Raw genomic sequence first — 16413 nt, forward strand, 5'->3', positions numbered from 1 at the left:
CGCAATGCTTTTGGCGCAGTGCTCTGAAAAAACGGCTTTCCCTTGAACTCGAATGATGCTTTAAGGCGCACATCCACAGGGGTGCTCCGTACGGTCGGGGCTGAGACGGGGGCGGCAAGCCCACAGACCCTAGAAGCTGATCTGGGTAATACCAGCGGAGCGAGGCGGGCGATGTTTTCAGGCGCACAGATTTCCCTATACCCCATGACCGACGATTTCGTCGGTGTCATTCTTGGCGCGCTCGGTGCGCTCGATCCCTGGCGCGACAAGCTCAGGATCGAGACCGACGACATCTCGACCTTGCTGGTCGGGTCGCCCGAAGTGCTGTTTCCCGCCATGCGCGACCTCTTCGTGGCGGCGGCACGTAGCGGCAAACATTGCGTGTTGTCGGCCACCATCTCGCGCGGGTGCCCTGGCGAGCCGGATGATCCGATCTGCCGCTCCGATGCACTTGGCGGGCCTGTCGGGCCACTCGGCCCGCGCAAGGATGCGGCCATCGCGGCGGTGCGCAATGCTGCTGCCACCGGCCAGCCGGCGGCGGCGCAGTTCTCGCTCTATGTGATGGGCACCGACGACCACATGGACGAGATCTACGGCTGCATCGATTTTCTCAAGCAGTCCGGCGTCTATGAGCGTTCCAAGCATTTCTGCACGAAACTGCGCGGTGATGCCGGTGCGATCTTTTCGGCGCTGGACGAGGCCTTCTGCCGCTTCGGACCAGGCGCCGGCCACGTAACCCTCGACGTCACGGTCTCGGCCAACAGCCCGTCGGCTGTCTGAAGCTGCCGCCGCCTCCGCGCGGCCGTCAAAGGTTATCTCCCGTGGTCTCATCATCATTCGCTTCGCGCCCGATCGCGGGCCTTCTTGTCAAGGCAATGCCGGCCATGATCTCGGTCGGTTTGCTCCTAGTGGCGTGGGAGCTTTATGCCACCTATTCCGGCATCAGGCCGACGATACTGCCGGCGCCGTCGCGCGTTTTCGAGCAAGCGCTGCTCAATCGCCAGGCGCTGGCCGACAACGCCATTCCGACCATCGGCGCCACGCTGCTCGGCTTTGCCTGTTCGCTCAGCGCCGCCTTCGTGCTGTCGATGCTGGTCGACTTCTTCCAGCCGCTGCGGCGTGCGCTGTTTCCCGTCTTAATCGTCAGCCAGACCTTGCCGCTGGTGGCCATCGCGCCGCTGGTGGTGCTGTGGTTCGGCTTCGGGCTGGCGCCCAAGATCATGCTGGTGGCGCTGGTTACCTTCTTTCCGATGCTGGTTGCATTGGTCGAGGGTTATGAGTCGACCGAGGCCGAGATCGGGCAAATGCTGCGCGCCATGGGGGCAGGGCGCTGGCGCATCTTCGTGCTGGCACGGCTGCCTTCGGCGCTGCCCTATTTCTTCGCTGGCTTGAGGATCTCCATCACCTACGCCGTGGTCGGCGCGATCTTCGCCGAATATGCGGGGGCCGCGAAGGGGCTGGGCATCTACATGCTCAACGTCAAGAACAATTTCCGTCCTGACCTGGTTCTTGCCGCCGTCGGAGTGAGCGCTGCCCTGACCCTTGTCCTGTTCGGGTTGACTGTACTGCTGCAGCGCCTTGCGATGCCCTGGGAGCGGGCCGGCAAGGAAACCGCCGGGAAGGGAGCCTGGCGATGAGCCGGCTGGAACTGCGGTATGTGCGCAAGGCGTTCGGTGGGCTCGACGTGCTGGCCGATATTTCGCTTAGCGTCGGCGCTGGTGAATTCGTCTCGATCCTTGGACCCTCGGGCGCCGGCAAATCGACGCTCTTCCAGCTTCTGACCGGCGCCGAGCATGGCGAGGGCGAGATGTTGTTCGACGGCGCGCCGCTCGACGACCACGGCAGGCATTTCGCCTTCATGCCGCAGCGTGACGCGCTGATGCCGTGGCGGCGCATCCTCGACAACGCGACGCTCGGGCTCGAAGTCCAAGGCATGAGGAGACAGGCGGCGCGGGTGCGCGTTGCGCCGTTGTTTGCCGAATTCGGGCTTGCCGGCTTCGAGCGGCATTTTCCAGCGCAACTGTCCGGCGGTATGCGCCAGCGCGCGGCCTTGCTGCGCACGGTGGTGCAGCAACGCGACATGCTTTTGCTCGACGAGCCGTTCGGCGCGCTCGACGCGCTGACCCGCACGGCCATGCAGCGCTGGCTGGAACAGATGTGGCGGCATCATCGCTGGACGGCGCTCCTGATCACCCATGACGTGCGCGAAGCCGTGTTCCTGTCCGACCGCATCTATGTGCTGTCGGCGCGCCCGGCCCGCATCGTGCGTGAAATCAAGGTGCCGCTGCCGCGCCCGCGCAGCCTTGGCGGCGATGCCGCGCGCCAGGCAAGTGCGCTCGAGGCCGAGATTCTCGACATCATCCTCAACGCCACCCCATCCAAAGGACACGATCATGATTGACTTGACGCGCCGGCAGGCCTTGTTGCTGACCCTTGCCACAGGCCTTCCGCTCATTGCCGGATCGGGGCGAGCCCAAGCACAATCGGCACAAAAGGTCACCGTTGCCCTCGACTGGACGGTCAACACCAACCACATCGGACTGTTCGTCGCCCGCGACAAGGGCTTCTATCGCGAGGCCGGGCTCGAGGTCGACATCCTGCCTTACAGCGATACCGGTGCGGGCACGCTGGTTGCAAATCGCGTCGCCGATTTCGGCATCAACGGCACCATCAGCCTGTTCACCCAGAGAACCGCCGGAGCGGACCTGAAGGGCGTCTATGCGGTGGTGCAATCGGAAACCGGCCGCGTGGTCTTCAATGCGGCCCGCAGCGAGATAGTAAGCCCGAGAAACCTCGACGGCCTGACCTATGGCGGCTTCGGCAGCGCCTGGGAAAACGCCCTGATATCGACCATCATCCGCCATGATGGCGGCAAGGGCAATTTCGAGACGGTGACGCTCGGCACCTCAGCCTATGAGGCGCTGGCCAATGGTTCGGTCGATTTCACGCTCGAAGTCTCGACCTGGGAGGGTGTCGACGCCGAGCTCAAGGGCGTCAAACAACGCAGCTTCGTCTATGCCGATTACGGCGTGCCTGACGAGCACACGACACTGATCTCTTCGAGCGAAGCCTATCTCCAGGCAAACTCCAAGCCTGCGGCCGCCTTTGTCCAGGCGACGCGGCGCGGCTACCAGTTCGCGGTCGATCACCCCGAAGATGCGGCAGCCCTGCTGATCGCGGCCAACAAGGATGCGTTGACCAATCCGGCGCTGATCCACGCCTCGCTGAAGGCGCTGATCGACGGCCATTATCTGCGCAGCCAAAGCGGCGCCATCGGGACGATGGATCCAGCCAAGATGGAAGCGATCGGCGGCTATCTCTTCGCGTCCGGCATTTTGCGTGATGCCGACGGCAAGCTGGTTGCTCAACGCCCGGATTTCGGGAGCTATTTCCGCAACGACTATCTGAGCTAGTCTGGCAAAACCAAATGAAATGGGTCGCCAGTCTATTTCTGGACGACCGCGTGGAGCAGGGTCGTCTGGATGTGGCACCCTGGCTCCCCGACAGCCAGTTTAAACACCGATCTGATCTTGTTGATTAACTGCCCGGCAATGGTTGCGTGCAAAGGTCGCCTCGAGGGATCATCGGGGTGTTTGCATTGCTCATATCAAAAAGCGAGGCGCTTTCGCACGTCAGTGACGGCAGGATTTTGTCCGCAGCCCGAAAGCGCGAAATCGTGGTGGATTTGCGCGAAGGTTTCTTTCGGATCTGCGCGCTGGCCTTCGCGGGCATGTTCGTCTACCGCGGCGTATATCACCTGATGCTCGACCCGACCCGCATCAATGTGGCGCTGGTGGCAATTTCCGAGATCCTGACCTTTACCTGGCTGCTTCTGTCGCGGCGACCGCAGGTACGCGACTGGAACCCGCTGACGGTGGTTGTTTCGGTGGTCGCCAGCTTCGGTGTCGGCTTCATCGACCTGCAACCGGGCGTGGCCATCATCCCGGTCTATGCCGCTGCGCCGCTGCAAGTCCTGGCGTTGGGGTTCGTGATCTGGGGGAAGATATCGCTAGGGCGTTCTTTCGCCATTCTGCCAGGCAATCGCGGCGTGATGACCGACGGTGCCTACCGCCTGGTGCGGCACCCGATCTATGCCGGATACCTTGCCGGTCATGTCCTGTTCCTGCTGTCGGCCTTTTCCTTCTACAATCTTGCTGTCTACGCCGCGATCACCTTCTTCCAGGTTCATCGCATCCTGCGCGAAGAGGCGCTGTTAGCCGCCACGCCGGAATACCGGGACTATATGAAGCGCGCCCACTACAGGCTGTTCTACGGGATCGTCTGACAAGCGGGCCGGCGCAGAATCGTTCGGCCTGCAATCACGCTTGCACTCTCTCACTCCCGCATCCGGCCGCCGATAGACTCTGGCCACTTGCAATCATCGCGGCGGTCTTGCTGATCTTGCGAGAGGCCTATCCATGTCCAGCGCGGTGTGCGGCATGGAGCAGAGTAACGTCCGATCGCCAATGCCTTACGAATTGTTCGTGTAAAGAACAATTATTCAAACTTTAATATCATTTTGTTTCAGAAATTTTGTTGATGTACACCACGCCTCAGGTTCAGTATTCTCTCTCTGAAACTGAAATTCACCACCTCGCGTAGTTGATCTTGCAATCGGCCTCTCGCCAATTGCTTTAGCGCAACGACAACAGGAGAGTGTTATGGCTCACACCATCAAGACAGTCGCCAATATGTTGGCGGGTAGTGCGGTAATTTTAGCTCTTTCCCTGCCCGCCAATGCTGCGGGAATCGGCCTTGGCGTTGGTGCCTCGGTGGGTGGTAGCGGCGGCGTCAATGCCGGTGTCGGGGCTTCCGTTGGCGGCAGTGGCGGCATCAGTGCCGGAGTGGGCGCCTCGGTCGGCGGCAGCGGTGGTGTAAATGCCGGTGCCGGTGCCAATGTTGGCGGCTCGAGCGGTGTCAATGCTGGTCTCGGCGCTTCGGTCGGCGGCAGCAACGGCATCAATGCCGGCGCGGGCGCCAACATCGGAGGGTCTGGCGGCATTACGGCCGGCCTTGGCGCCAATGTAGGCGGGACGAGCGGCGTCGGCGTGGGTATTGGTGGCGGCATCAATCCAGGCAATCCGTCGAACCCGAGCAATCCGTCCAATCCGTCAAACCCCAGCAGGCCGAGCCTGCCGGGTGTCGTGGCCCAGATGTCGGATAGCAACGTGGCGCGAATGAAGAAGCGCTGCGTCGACGTGCTCAGCAGCGAAGGCGCCTACGACCGCGATCTACGGCAACTCTGCCTCCTGATCGCTCGTCGCTGATACTGAAGGGGCCGGGGATTGGAAGTGCCGAATCAGCCGTGAGGCTCGACCGCACTCTCCTGGCCTCCGGCCGGTAGGAAAGCCCGCCACGCTGGCGGGCTTTCTGCGTCCACAGGCGTGCCGGAATCAAATTCTGGTTGCCATCATCTGGATGGCCGCTTCTGTTGCCGGCAGACCTCTTCCGCACGCGATGCCCGCCACAATCGCGCGGAACGGTAGAGCCTTTGGAGCGCTCGTCTTTGAACATCGCTATGAGTCTTGGAACCATACCGATCATCATTGCGCTGCTTGGCGGCCTCAGCGGCCTCGGTGGCGGTCCGTTCTACGGCACCGGCTACTATGGCGGCGGCGGCCTTGGGCTCGTGCTGCTCATCGCCATCGTGCTTGTCGTGCTCGGGCGTATCTAGCCGGGTTATCGCAACTGATCGCAATCTCGTGAGCGCCCCCAATATCGGCGTGCACCGGATTGTGATGCAGGCAAGCCGGCTTGTGATCCTGCACTCTGCAAAACTTTCGTATGGTCATTGCGGTCCACACCCCCCCGTGGAAACAAGAGGAGAGGGTCCCACCCCTTGTCCTCCTCCAAGGCCCGCTCCGGTTCACCGTAGCGGGCTTTTGCTTGCTGGCGAGGGGAAACCGGCTCGCATCAAACCCTATGGGCAAGGCATCCAGAAGCTGACGCCAGTCGACTATTCCATGTCAGGTACGTCGCCGCTGACGAAGAGCGTGTTCGGCGGGCCGTATTCGCCCAGCGTCGGATCGGCCTCGCGGCTCCAGGCGATGACGCCGGCATGCTTTGCCGCTAGAGCCCTGGCGGTGCGTATGGCGCGGTCTTCGCTCTGCTGGTCGGCGGGTCCAAAGGCTGGGAACAACTCGCCATCCTCACCGCGATCGAACGCGACCACGACGATCAGCCTGGGATTTTTCTGGCCACTGGAATCGGACATCTTGCACCTTTGTCGCGGAACCTATCACATTGCGCGGGGTTGAAGGCCGCGAATCGATGAATGCCGACTTTGGGGAGTGGCATCGTGCAAGATCAGCGTTTCGATGAGCCGGTCAGGATTGCGCTCGGCCGATCGCGAAACTCGATCTTCAACGTGGAGCGGGTCGCTCAGGCTGCCGACATCCTGCTGAACCGCTGGCCGGTTGCAACCGGGCAAAAGCATATGGTTGCCCGTAAGGTCTGTCTGGCCGTGCTAGAGGGAAAGAAAGAAGTCTCGGCGGCAAGGGCGGCGTTCATCAACGCCGCTATCGAGGCGGACATTCTCGTTGAGCCGCGTGAGGTGTCGATCCCGTAGCCTGCCCGGTGAAATTGAATCAAGGATCGGCTCTATCCTCTTGGTTGATCTCGGTCTTTCACCGGCTTTTCCGGGCCATGGCAACCGGCCAGTTCGGCGCGCTCTGCGGACAATCCGAAATTCGGGGTTCATTGGGCCTGTTTCCGGCATCTGTTGACACGGCATTTCTATCCAGATATTGAACAGGACTATACAGGTTCACTGAACAGGTACCTATATGAAGCGGCGCGCGGTTCAACTGTCTCCCGGTACGGGCAAACCCGAGCAGATCGCCACCGTTCTCGAACATGAAATCCGCTCCGGTGTTCTCGGCTTCGGCGACCGCCTGCAAAGCGAGAATGAACTTGTCCAGCGCTTCTCCGTCAGTCGCAATACGGTCCGCAAGGGCCTCGAAGAACTGTCCAGCCGCGGGCTGATCACGACCAGGGTTGGTATTGGCTCGTTCGTCACCTTCGACGGCAAGCCGGTCGATGACTCCATCGGTTGGTCGCGCGCGCTGGCCGATGCCGGCGCCAATGCCGAGACGCGGACGCTGCGGCTGGAGGTCATCGAAGACCCCGATCTGGCTGCGCTGCTTGGTATCGAAAGCCCGTTCTTCATTGCCGTTGACCGGGTGCGCACCAACGCCAGCGACGGCCATGCGATCTCCATCGAGCGCAGCCGGCTGCCATTGTCCTCCGAGCTTGAGGACGTACCGTTGCGCGGACTGCGCGAGGGCTCGCTGCACCAGACGCTGCGCGCCGCCGGCCTCATTCCCGACCATGGCGAGGAATGGGTCGAGATCGAGATGCTCAATGCCGAGGATGCGGCCATCCTCGGTTGCCCACAAGGCACGCCCTTCCTGCGCGGCCGCCGGCTGACGCGTGCGGCTGACGATCGGCCGATCGAGTATGTCACCAGCCTGCTCAACCCGGCACATTTTGCGCTGCATATGAGGTTCTGAGCGATGTCGGATGCAACCAGCAAGGCCATCGATCGCGCCATGGGCGCGCTTGTCGGCGGAGCGCTGGGAGATGCGCTCGGCATGCCGACGCAGCTTTTGTCGCCGGTTCGCATTGCCGAACTCCACGGCCATGTCGAGGATTTCATCGAGCCTTTCGCCGATCATCCGGTGTCGAAGGGACTGGCTGCCGGCACCATCACCGACGACACCGAACAGGCGCTGCTGCTCGGCCGCATCCTGGTCGAATCCGGCGACCGTTTCGACCACGCGCGCTGGGTCAATGCGCTGCTCGACTGGGAGCGCGAGGTCAAGGCGCGCGGCAGCTATGATCTCTTGGGGCCGTCGACCAAACGGGCCATCGACGCCATCAACAATGGCGTACCGGCCGAGGAAGCGGGACGCAGCGGCGACACCAATGGCGCGGCCATGCGCATCGGGCCTGTCGGCATCATGATGCCGCTCGAACCATTGGAGGCGTTCGTCGCCAAGGTGGCGGAGACCTGCCGGGCGACGCACAACACCTCGATCGCAATCGCTTCCGCTGCTGCCGTTGCCGCTGCCGTCAGCCGCGGCATCGCCGGCGGTGGCTGGCGCGATGCTTCCGCCAGCGCCGTCGCGGCGGCGAGGCGAGGGGCGACGCTTGGTCATTGGGTCACCGGCGGCGACATCGCCGCGCGTATCGTCTGGGCGCAGGACATCGTGCGCGGCAAGGCGATCAGGGATGCCATTCGGCTGATCACCGATCTGGTGGGTACCGGCGTCGCCAGCCAGGAATCCGTCCCGGCGGCCTTCGCCGTGCTGGAAGTCGCCCGTGGCGACCCATGGCAAGCAGCTATCATCAGCGCCAATATCGGCGGCGACACCGATACGATCGGCGCCATCGCCGCCGGCATGGCCGGCGCCTGCAGCGGTTTTTCCCGATTGCCGCAACAGCATATCGCCCGGCTTGTCGGCCTCGACATGTCAGAGGTTCGCGCGCTTGCCGCCGACCTCGTGGCAGCAAGGGTGGCGAAAATCGGTTCCGGCAAGGACGCGGCGGAATGAGCGGCCGTCTCGTCCATGTCGGCAGTGCCGTGGTCGACTATGTCTACCGCATCGACGCCCTGCCGGCGCCCGGCATGGAAAAGACGGCGTCGAGCTTCGCCCAGGTCGCCGGCGGCGGCTTCAACATGATGGTCGCGGCCAGCCGCACCGGCATGCAGGTGGTGTTCGGCGGCCAACTCGGCAGCGGACCCAATGGCGATTTCCTGCGTGCCGCTTTCGCCGCCGAGGGCATCGCGACGCTGACGCCGCCATCGCCATTGACGGACAGCGGCAACTGCGTCGCCATGATTTCGAGCGACGCCGAACGCACCTTCGTGTCGTGGCCAGGGGCGGAGAGCGTGCTCAGCCGCGACCTGATGGCGCCGGTCGCGGTGGCGCCGGGAGACTGGGTGTTCACCTCCGGCTACACGCTAAGCTATCCCAAGAGCCGCGATGCGCTCACCGATTGGATCGAGGCACTTCCGGCAGATATTCCCTTCGTCTTCGATCCGACGCCGGTCATCTCGGACATTCCGCGTCCCATCCTGTCGCGGGTGCTTGCCCGCACCACATGGCTGAGCTGTAACACGACGGAAGCCGCCGAGATTGCCGGCCCAGGCGATGTCGAGGGACTCGCGGCACGACTTCTCGCCGACCACTGCCCCAAGGCTGCTGGCGTGATCATTCGCGCTGGCGCGAAGGGTTGCCATATCAGGCTGGCCGACGGCACAGCGCAGACCATTGCCGGCTTCAACGTCAGCGCCATCGACACCAATGGCGCCGGCGACACCCATATCGGCGGTTTCGTCAGCGCGCTGGCGCACGGCATCCCGCCCTTCGAGGCAGCGCGCTATGCCAATGCTGCAGCGGCCATTTCGGTCACCCGCCATGGCGGCTCGTCGGCGCCGACGAACCGCGAAATCCAGACATTCCTGAGCCATGCCGCCGACCCATCGGGAGCAGGCCGGACACAGAAGGCCAATGCATAACAGCTGGAAAGCCTGACAAGCCCGGGAAGCGGGCAAACCCACAGAGAGGAACCAACCATGCGCATGCCTGACTTGACTGCTCTGCTGACGGCGACCGCCGTCTTTACCTCCGCACTCACGTTCGCCGCCAAGGCCGACGAAGTGCATGTGCTCAACTGGAAGGGCTACGGCGCCGACGAGCCGTGGGCCGTCGAGGCTTTCGAAAAGGCGACCGGCAACAAGGTCGTCAACGATTTCTTCAATTCCGAACAGGAAATGCTGACCAAGATCCGGACCAATCCCGGCCTCTACGACGTCGTCATGATCAACGCCGCCTTCAACGACCAGGCGATGGACGGCAAGCTGATCCAGCCGATCGACGTTTCCAAGCTGCCGAACTACGCCGACATCAGCAAGGACAAGGCGGGATCGCCGATGCTCGTCCACGACGGCAAGGTCTATGGCGTGCCGTGGGTATGGGGCCTGACGGCGCTCGCCATCAACGAAAAATCCTTCGACAAGCCGCCGACGAGCATCGCCGAGATGTGGGATGCCGCGCACAAGGGCCGTGTCGTCATTCGCGACGACGCCGTTGAAGCGGTGCAGTTCGGCGCCATCGCCACTGGCCAGAACATCAACGACATCAAGGATATGGATGCGGTCAAGACGAAGCTGACCTCGCTGATGCCGCAGATCAAGACCTTCTGGAGCTCGGAGAACGACTGGAACCAGATGGTCGCCTCCAACCAGATCGACATCGGCACCTACTGGAGCGGCTCGGCCGATCGCGCCAAGACGCATTTCAAGCTGCCGGTCTCGCTGGTCGTGCCGCAGGAAGGCGCCGTCGCCTGGCTCGACGCGTTTTCCATTCCGGTCGGCGCCAAGAACGTCGCCGGCGCCGAGGCCTTCATCAACTACATGATCGACCCGAAATTCTACGTCGAATGGGTCACCAAGGTCGGTGCTCCCGTCTCCGCCAACACCAAGGCGGTGGAAGCGCTGCCCGAGGATGCCTTCAACCGCAAGGTCATGGGTGATCCCGAAGTGGCCAAGCGCATCCAGTTCCAGGCGCCGATCACCGACGCCCAGCGCGAAGCCTATCTGGCGCTCTGGCAGCAGCTTAAGGTCGACGTGAAGTAATCACAGCCAGGCCAGCCGGCGGTTCGCGTCGGCTGGTTCTTCCAATACTGGGAGGAGGGTACCATGGCAGCTGCGACAGCGTCGCGAAGCGGGCTGAGATCGGCATTGCCGCTGCTGGCGCCAGCCTATCTCTGGCTGACGGTGGCGATCTTCCTGCCGCTGTCGGCCATGGTCTTTTTCTCGTTCATGACCGAGCTGCCGCTGTCGGGAAAACCGTGGGCGTTCACGCTTGGCAACTATGCCGCCTTCTTCTCGCAAAGCCTCTATCTGACGCTGCTGCTGGCCTCGCTGCGGCTTGGCCTCGAAGTGACGCTGTGGTGCGTCGTCATCGGCTATCCCGCGGCTTACGTGCTCGCCAAGGTGCTGAAGGGGCGCAGCCGCGAGGCGATCTTCCTGCTCGTCATCCTGCCGTTCTGGTCGAACGGGCTGGTGCGCATCTTCTCCTGGGCGATGGTTTTGCGCGAAGGTGGCATCCTTGACACCGCGCTCAACGCGGTGCTGCCGTTCAAGATCAACATCGACCTGATGTATTCCTATCCGGCCGTCATCATCGGGCTGGTGCATTCCTATGTGCCGTACATGGTGCTGACCTGTTATCTCACGCTGCAGGCGATCGACGACTCGTTGATCGAGGCCGGGCGTTCGCTTGGAGCCTCGCGGTTGCAGGTGCTGAAGCGGGTGATCATCCCGCTGTCGATGCCGGGGTTGGTCGCGGGTGCGGCGCTGATCTTCGTGCCGGTCGTCGGCTCGTTCATGGAACCGCGCATCCTCGGCGGCCGCACCGGCACCTTCTACGGCACGGTCATCGAGGACCAGTTCGTCGCCGTGTTCAACTGGCCGCTCGGTGCAGCGCTCTCCTTCATCCTGCTGGCGGTGGTGCTGGTCATCCTGGCGGTGGCGTCGCCGGTGCTGCGGAGGGCCGCGTGATGGCGACGACCCGCATCCTCGAATGGCTCGGCCGTCTCTACATCTTTATGCTGCTCGCCTTTCTTTATCTGCCGATCATCATCATGGCGCTGATGTCGTTCAATGTCTCGCCCTTCTACCAACTGCCGTTCGAATGGACGACCGAATGGTACGCCTCGCTGTGGCAGAACGACCAGCTGATCGCGGCCACCTGGAACAGCGTCGAGATCGCGGTCATCACCACAATCATCTGCGTCGTGCTCGGCTCGGCTGCATCATTGGCGCTCTACCGCTATGAGTTTCGTGGCAAGAAATTCCTGCAGGCGCTGCTGTTTCCGCCGATCGCCATACCGTGGCTGATCACCGGCACGGCGATGCTGATCTTTTTCTTCGGCGTTGGCATCGGCCGTGGCCTGCATGCCATCCTGCTCGGCCATGTCGCACTGGCGCTGCCCTATGTCATCGTCGTCGTCTCGGCCCGGCTGCAGACCTTCGCGCCGGAGCTGGAAGAGGCGGCGCGCTCGCTCGGCGCCAACCAGTGGCAGGTGACGAGGCGCGTTACGCTGCCCTGGATCATGCCCGGCGTCATCGCCGGCGGGCTGTTTGCGTTTGCCGTTTCGTTCGATCAGTTCGTCGTGTCCTATTTCCTGGCGACGCCGGGCCAGACGACGCTGCCGGTCGAAATCTACGCCGCGATCCGCAAGGGTTTTACGCCCGAGATCAACGCGGTCTCGACCATCATCATTGTCGTGTCGATGGCGCTGATGCTGCTGACAGCGCGGTTCTTCAAATTCGGCGGAGAGAAATAATGGCCGGCGTGCAGGTATCTGATGTCTCGCGCAGTTTCGGCGCGCACAAGGCACTGGACGATGTCTCTATCGATTTCGCCGATGGCGGCTTCTATGCGCTGCTCGGGCCATCGGGCAGCGGCAAGACCACGCTGCTCAGGCAGATCGCGGGGTTCGATTTTCCCGATTCCGGCCGCATCACCATCGGCGGCGAAAGCGTTGAGCGGGTGCCGGTCGAAAAGCGGCGCATCGGCATGGTGTTTCAGAACTATGCGCTGTTTCCCAATATGAGCGTCGCCGACAATGTCGCCTTCGGCCTGTCGGTGCGCGGCGAGGCCAGGGCGATCATCGCTACCGAGGTGCAGCGCGCGCTCGATCTGGTGCAACTCGGCAAGCTCGGTGGGCGGCGGCCGCATCAGCTGTCGGGCGGCCAGCGCCAGCGCGTGGCGCTCGCCCGCGCCATCGTCACCAAGCCGCGCGTGCTGCTGCTCGACGAGCCGCTCGGCGCGCTCGACAAGGCGCTGCGCGTCGATATGCAGATCGAGCTCAAGCGCATCCAGCGCGAGATCGGCATCACCACCATCTTCGTTACCCATGACCAGGAAGAAGCGCTGACGATGAGCGACCGCATCGGCATATTGCGCGACGGCAGGCTGGTGCAGGAAGGACCACCGGAGGAGATCTACGACCGGCCTAAGAGCGAATTCGCCGCCACCTTCCTCGGCGACGCCAACATTTTTCGCGGCGATACGACGGGCGATGGCATCCGGCTGCCGGACGGCACGGCGATTGCCGCCGGCGCGGGTGCTCGCCTTGCTGCTGGTGCCAAGGCGAGTTGTGCGGTGCGGCCCGAACGCATCCGTATTGCTATTGATGGCGGGGCTTCGGATGGCAACGCCAACATGCTCAAGGGGCAGGTCTCCAAGCGCATTTTCGCCGGCAACAACAGCACATACTTCGTCGACCGTGCCGGCCAGACGCTGAAGGTGATCGTGCAGAACACCGGTGCCGACAGACTGGCGGAGGGCCAGGAGGTGGTGCTGCGCTGGTCGCCTGAGAGTACGGTGCTGATTGCGCCGGGGTAGTCGACGCGGTTCGATAGATGGGGCTGTTGGCGTTCCTTCGCACCCCCCTCTGCCCTGCCGGGCATCTCCCCCGCAAGGGGGGAGATCGGCTGCTTCAGCGCCGATGCTCTTCCCGAAGCGTTGGGAATTTGCGAAGGCGGATATGAGGGCCAATCTCCCCCCTTGCGGGGGAGATGCCCGGCAGGGCAGAGGGGGGTGCTGTCCCGCCACAAGATCAAGTAAGGTCCGGAGCACACCCATGACGTTGGAATTGACCGCGCGCGACCGATCCATGCTCGACGGCGAGCAGGGCCCGTCCGCCGCCGCTGCCATGAAAATCCTCGTCGCATTTTCCAATGCGGTTGGGGCGCGCGGTCTGCTCGACATCACTGGCGCCCATATCGATGGCTGTCTCTACCACGGCAAGGCAGGGCTCGATTTCGTCGAGCGGCTGGTCGAAGGCGGTGGCCGGGTCCAGGTGCCGACGACATTGAATGTCGGCTCATTCGACCTCATCCATCCCGGCATGGTGAAGATGCCGGCAGCGGAAGAGGTGCCGGCGCGGCGGCTGATGAAGGCGCATCTGGAGCTCGGCTGCCAGGCGACCTTCACTTGCGCACCTTACCAGACGCGGTTCAGGCCGGAGTTCGGCGAGCAGATCGCCTGGGGCGAATCCAACGCCATCGTCTTTGCCAATTCGGTGATCGGCGCGCGCACCAACCGCTATGGCGATTTCATCGATCTGTGCTGCGCCATGACCGGCCGCGCGCCGGCCTGGGGTCTGCATCTGAGCGAGAACCGGCGCGGCCGGATCCTATTTGAGCTGGATGTTCCGGACGGCGAGCCGAGCGACAGCCTTTTCGTCGGCGTCGGGCTATTCATCGGGCAAGCGAGCGGCGACCGCGTTCCGGTGATTGCCGGTCTGCCGCAGCCGCGCGATGAGGACCAGCTAAAGGCGCTGGGCGCGGCGGCTGCAACGACGGGTGCTGTGGCGCTGTTCCATGCGGTCGGCATCACGCCGGAAGCGATGACGCTCGATGAGGCGTTCCAGGGTCATGCGCCTGACGAAACGATCCGCATCACCCGCGCCGATATCGACCATGCGCTGGCCAGGCTATCGAGCGTACGGGATGGCGCGCCGGTGGCGGCCGTGTCGCTCGGCACGCCGCATTTTTCGTATGAGGAGTGGATGCGACTGTTGCCGTTGCTGCGCGAGGCAGCACCCGGAAGGCGCATCCCGATCTACGTCAACACGGGCCGTGCGACCTTGGCGCGACTGCAGGAGGAGGGCGCGCTGGCGGGGATGGAGGCGTTTGGTCTGGTCCCGGTCGCCGACACCTGCACCTATGTCACATCGATCCTGGAACGCCTCGACGGCGTCGTGATGACCAATTCCGGCAAATGGGCGCATTATGCACCGGGCAATATCGGCGTGTCCGTCGCCTTTGCCGAGATGGAGGATTGCATCCGCTCCGCTGCCGTCGGGCATGTCGTGCGGAGCGCCTCATGACGCGACCGGTGGCACGAACCGGCACCTTCCAGTTGGCCGGCGAAGCCAAGGGCCAGGCGCTGGTGTTCTCGCAACCCCTCAGCTTCTGGGGCGGTATCGATGCCGAGACCGGCGACATAACAGACCATTCGCATCCCGGCCTCGGCCAAAATGTCGCCGGCAGGATTTTGGTCATGCCGAGCGGGCGCGGCTCATCGTCTTCATCCTCGGTGCTGGCCGAGGCGATCCGCAGAGGCACGGCGCCGGCCGGTCTTCTTCTGGAGCGGCCGGACCCGATCCTGGCGGTGGGCGCCATCGTTGCCGAGTTTCTTTATGACATCCGCATGCCGCTGGTGGTGTGCGATATTTCGAACCTTGTCTCCGGTGATCAAATTGATATCGGCATCGGCAAAGACGGCGGGCCGATCATCAGAGTTCACCCCGCCATCAATCCGGCAGAGCCACGCCGCCAATAGGCAGCCGCCAGCGTCTGATCGCGACCAAGTCCCAGCGTGTCGCGCCAATATTCGCGCACGATCTTGGCGGCAGCGGCTTCCGCCGCGAACCAGCCGAAGGCCGAACCGTCCTGCGGCCACGCCACCGAGCGGACAGCCTCGGCCAGCCGTCTGTCCTCGCCCGCCGCCACGCCATCCCGTGTCAGCCAATGCACTTCGATGCGGGTGGGGTTGGCGATCTTCTGCCGTTCACCGTCATTGGCGATCTCGACGAAGGCAACGCCTTTTGTCTCGGCCGGCAGCGTCTCCAGCAGCCGCGCCAGCGCCGGCAGGCCGGTTTCATCGGCACCCAAGACATACCATTCTGCCTGCCGCACCGGACGGCCGACCGGTCCCATGATGCCGACCTTCATGCCGGGCGCTGCCTGCATGGCCCAGGTGGAGCCGACGCTCTCGCCGGTATGAATCAGGAAGTCGACATCGATGATGCCCTTTTCCACGTCGAGCGCGCGGATGGTGTAGACGCGCGCCACCGGGCGCCGGTCATCGGCGGGCCAGACCGGCAAGCCATTGCCGCCGAGCACCGGCCACAGCGGATCGGGCACCTCCCTGGTCGGAAACAGCATGCGGATATGCATGCCGCCGAATTTGGCGAAACGGCTGAGATCCTCGCCGGCCAGCCGGATGCGGCGCATATGCGGGGTGAGGTCGCGAATATCCGTCACCACCATCTCGCGGAACTGAGCGAGGCTGGTTTCGCCTGAGAGATCGCCGGTCCAGACGATCTCGGGATTTTCGTCCTTGGCGTAGACCTGTACGGCCGTGGCCAGCAGGTCCTTGATACGGGCCAGCCCGTCGCGGTCGGCGGCATTGGCCCGCATCACCAGCCGTTCCATGTCGAAAGAGGCGCCACCGAAGGCAAAGCGGAAATCGATGCGCTGTCCCTGATGCGAAGCATCGGCCTCGAAGCTCTGCAGTCTGTCGCTGATGCTGTCCATGAAATCGGGCAGATGTCGCAGGTTGAGCTGTGCCTCACAGGCCAGTTCACGCACCGATGCTTGGCTCATTG

The 16413-nt window shown here is 63.4% G+C and carries 19 protein-coding genes and 1 riboswitch; of the genes, 17 read left to right on the forward strand and 2 right to left on the reverse strand.

Annotation, left to right across the window (positions count from 1 at the left end; genetic code table 11):
* Positions 1 to 67 precede the first annotated feature (67 nt).
* Positions 68 to 181, forward strand: a riboswitch (TPP riboswitch).
* The 7 genes from NKI66_RS17005 to NKI66_RS17035 all read left to right on the forward strand — a co-directional run bounded on the left by NKI66_RS17005 (position 172) and on the right by NKI66_RS17035 (position 5674).
* Positions 172 to 780, forward strand: a complete 609-nt coding sequence (locus NKI66_RS17005; protein WP_352441205.1) for a YkoF family thiamine/hydroxymethylpyrimidine-binding protein — start codon at positions 172 to 174, stop codon at positions 778 to 780. Its footprint overlaps the riboswitch before it by 10 nt.
* Before the next feature lie 95 nt (positions 781 to 875).
* Positions 876 to 1637 (forward strand): ABC transporter permease, encoded by a 762-nt coding sequence (locus tag NKI66_RS17010; RefSeq protein WP_023814066.1) that lies wholly within the window; start codon positions 876 to 878, stop codon positions 1635 to 1637.
* The gene (locus NKI66_RS17015; protein WP_023814065.1) at positions 1634 to 2401 is read left to right on the forward strand and encodes an ABC transporter ATP-binding protein; all 768 of its coding nucleotides are present in this window, start codon (positions 1634 to 1636) and stop codon (positions 2399 to 2401) included. Before NKI66_RS17010 ends, NKI66_RS17015 begins: the two co-directional genes overlap by 4 nt.
* Positions 2394 to 3413, forward strand: coding sequence for an ABC transporter substrate-binding protein (locus NKI66_RS17020; RefSeq protein ID WP_352441204.1), 1020 nt, complete (start codon positions 2394 to 2396; stop codon positions 3411 to 3413). The genes NKI66_RS17015 and NKI66_RS17020 overlap by 8 nt, the downstream gene beginning before the upstream one ends.
* 176 nt (positions 3414 to 3589) lie before the next feature.
* Entirely contained in the window at positions 3590 to 4285 is a 696-nt protein-coding gene (locus tag NKI66_RS17025; RefSeq protein ID WP_352752326.1) for a methyltransferase family protein, read from the forward strand.
* Positions 4286 to 4661: 376 nt separating this feature from the next.
* Positions 4662 to 5267: a hypothetical protein gene (locus NKI66_RS17030; protein ID WP_031213861.1), complete on the forward strand. Its 606-nt coding sequence runs from the start codon at positions 4662 to 4664 to the stop codon at positions 5265 to 5267.
* Positions 5268 to 5518: 251 nt separating this feature from the next.
* Positions 5519 to 5674 carry a DUF3309 family protein gene (locus NKI66_RS17035; RefSeq protein ID WP_023814061.1) on the forward strand — a complete coding sequence of 52 codons (156 nt, stop codon included), beginning with the start codon at positions 5519 to 5521 and terminating at the stop codon, positions 5672 to 5674.
* A gap of 282 nt (positions 5675 to 5956) precedes the next feature.
* Here the strand turns inward: NKI66_RS17035 and NKI66_RS17040 are convergent, their stop codons facing one another.
* The gene (locus NKI66_RS17040) at positions 5957 to 6214 is read right to left on the reverse strand and encodes a hypothetical protein (RefSeq protein ID WP_023814060.1); all 258 of its coding nucleotides are present in this window, start codon (positions 6212 to 6214) and stop codon (positions 5957 to 5959) included.
* 84 nt (positions 6215 to 6298) lie between these two features.
* Between NKI66_RS17040 and NKI66_RS17045 the strand changes: the two genes are divergently transcribed.
* The 10 genes from NKI66_RS17045 (at position 6299) to NKI66_RS17090 (ending at position 15365) form a co-directional block, all read left to right on the forward strand.
* On the forward strand, positions 6299 to 6568 hold the full coding sequence (locus NKI66_RS17045; protein WP_027035091.1) for a DUF982 domain-containing protein: 270 nt from the start codon (positions 6299 to 6301) through the stop codon (positions 6566 to 6568).
* A gap of 217 nt (positions 6569 to 6785) precedes the next feature.
* Positions 6786 to 7511: a GntR family transcriptional regulator gene (locus tag NKI66_RS17050; RefSeq protein ID WP_023814058.1), complete on the forward strand. Its 726-nt coding sequence runs from the start codon at positions 6786 to 6788 to the stop codon at positions 7509 to 7511.
* 3 nt (positions 7512 to 7514) lie between these two features.
* The gene (locus NKI66_RS17055) at positions 7515 to 8555 is read left to right on the forward strand and encodes an ADP-ribosylglycohydrolase family protein (protein ID WP_023814057.1); all 1041 of its coding nucleotides are present in this window, start codon (positions 7515 to 7517) and stop codon (positions 8553 to 8555) included.
* Entirely contained in the window at positions 8552 to 9523 is a 972-nt protein-coding gene (locus NKI66_RS17060; RefSeq protein WP_128304630.1) for a PfkB family carbohydrate kinase, read from the forward strand. Before NKI66_RS17055 ends, NKI66_RS17060 begins: the two co-directional genes overlap by 4 nt.
* Positions 9524 to 9580: 57 nt before the next feature.
* On the forward strand, positions 9581 to 10642 hold the full coding sequence (locus tag NKI66_RS17065) for an ABC transporter substrate-binding protein (RefSeq protein WP_128304631.1): 1062 nt from the start codon (positions 9581 to 9583) through the stop codon (positions 10640 to 10642).
* Positions 10643 to 10705: 63 nt separating this feature from the next.
* Positions 10706 to 11569, forward strand: a complete 864-nt coding sequence (locus tag NKI66_RS17070) for an ABC transporter permease (RefSeq protein ID WP_127317861.1) — start codon at positions 10706 to 10708, stop codon at positions 11567 to 11569.
* Entirely contained in the window at positions 11569 to 12357 is a 789-nt protein-coding gene (locus tag NKI66_RS17075; RefSeq protein ID WP_127412003.1) for an ABC transporter permease, read from the forward strand. Before NKI66_RS17070 ends, NKI66_RS17075 begins: the two co-directional genes overlap by 1 nt.
* On the forward strand, positions 12357 to 13421 hold the full coding sequence (locus NKI66_RS17080; RefSeq protein ID WP_352612623.1) for an ABC transporter ATP-binding protein: 1065 nt from the start codon (positions 12357 to 12359) through the stop codon (positions 13419 to 13421). The genes NKI66_RS17075 and NKI66_RS17080 overlap by 1 nt, the downstream gene beginning before the upstream one ends.
* Before the next feature lie 238 nt (positions 13422 to 13659).
* On the forward strand, positions 13660 to 14910 hold the full coding sequence (locus NKI66_RS17085) for an aconitase X (RefSeq protein ID WP_128303397.1): 1251 nt from the start codon (positions 13660 to 13662) through the stop codon (positions 14908 to 14910).
* Positions 14907 to 15365 (forward strand): aconitase X swivel domain-containing protein, encoded by a 459-nt coding sequence (locus NKI66_RS17090; RefSeq protein ID WP_352441197.1) that lies wholly within the window; start codon positions 14907 to 14909, stop codon positions 15363 to 15365. Before NKI66_RS17085 ends, NKI66_RS17090 begins: the two co-directional genes overlap by 4 nt.
* On the opposite strand, the gene NKI66_RS17095 is transcribed toward NKI66_RS17090, so the two are convergent.
* Positions 15326 to 16411, reverse strand: a complete 1086-nt coding sequence (locus NKI66_RS17095; protein ID WP_352752329.1) for an SIP domain-containing protein — start codon at positions 16409 to 16411, stop codon at positions 15326 to 15328. The genes NKI66_RS17090 and NKI66_RS17095 overlap by 40 nt on opposite strands.
* Positions 16412 to 16413: the final 2 nt, after the last annotated feature.

Origin of the sequence: Mesorhizobium sp. M0518 (assembly GCF_040321125.1) — a bacterium.
Classification (GTDB): domain Bacteria; phylum Pseudomonadota; class Alphaproteobacteria; order Rhizobiales; family Rhizobiaceae; genus Mesorhizobium.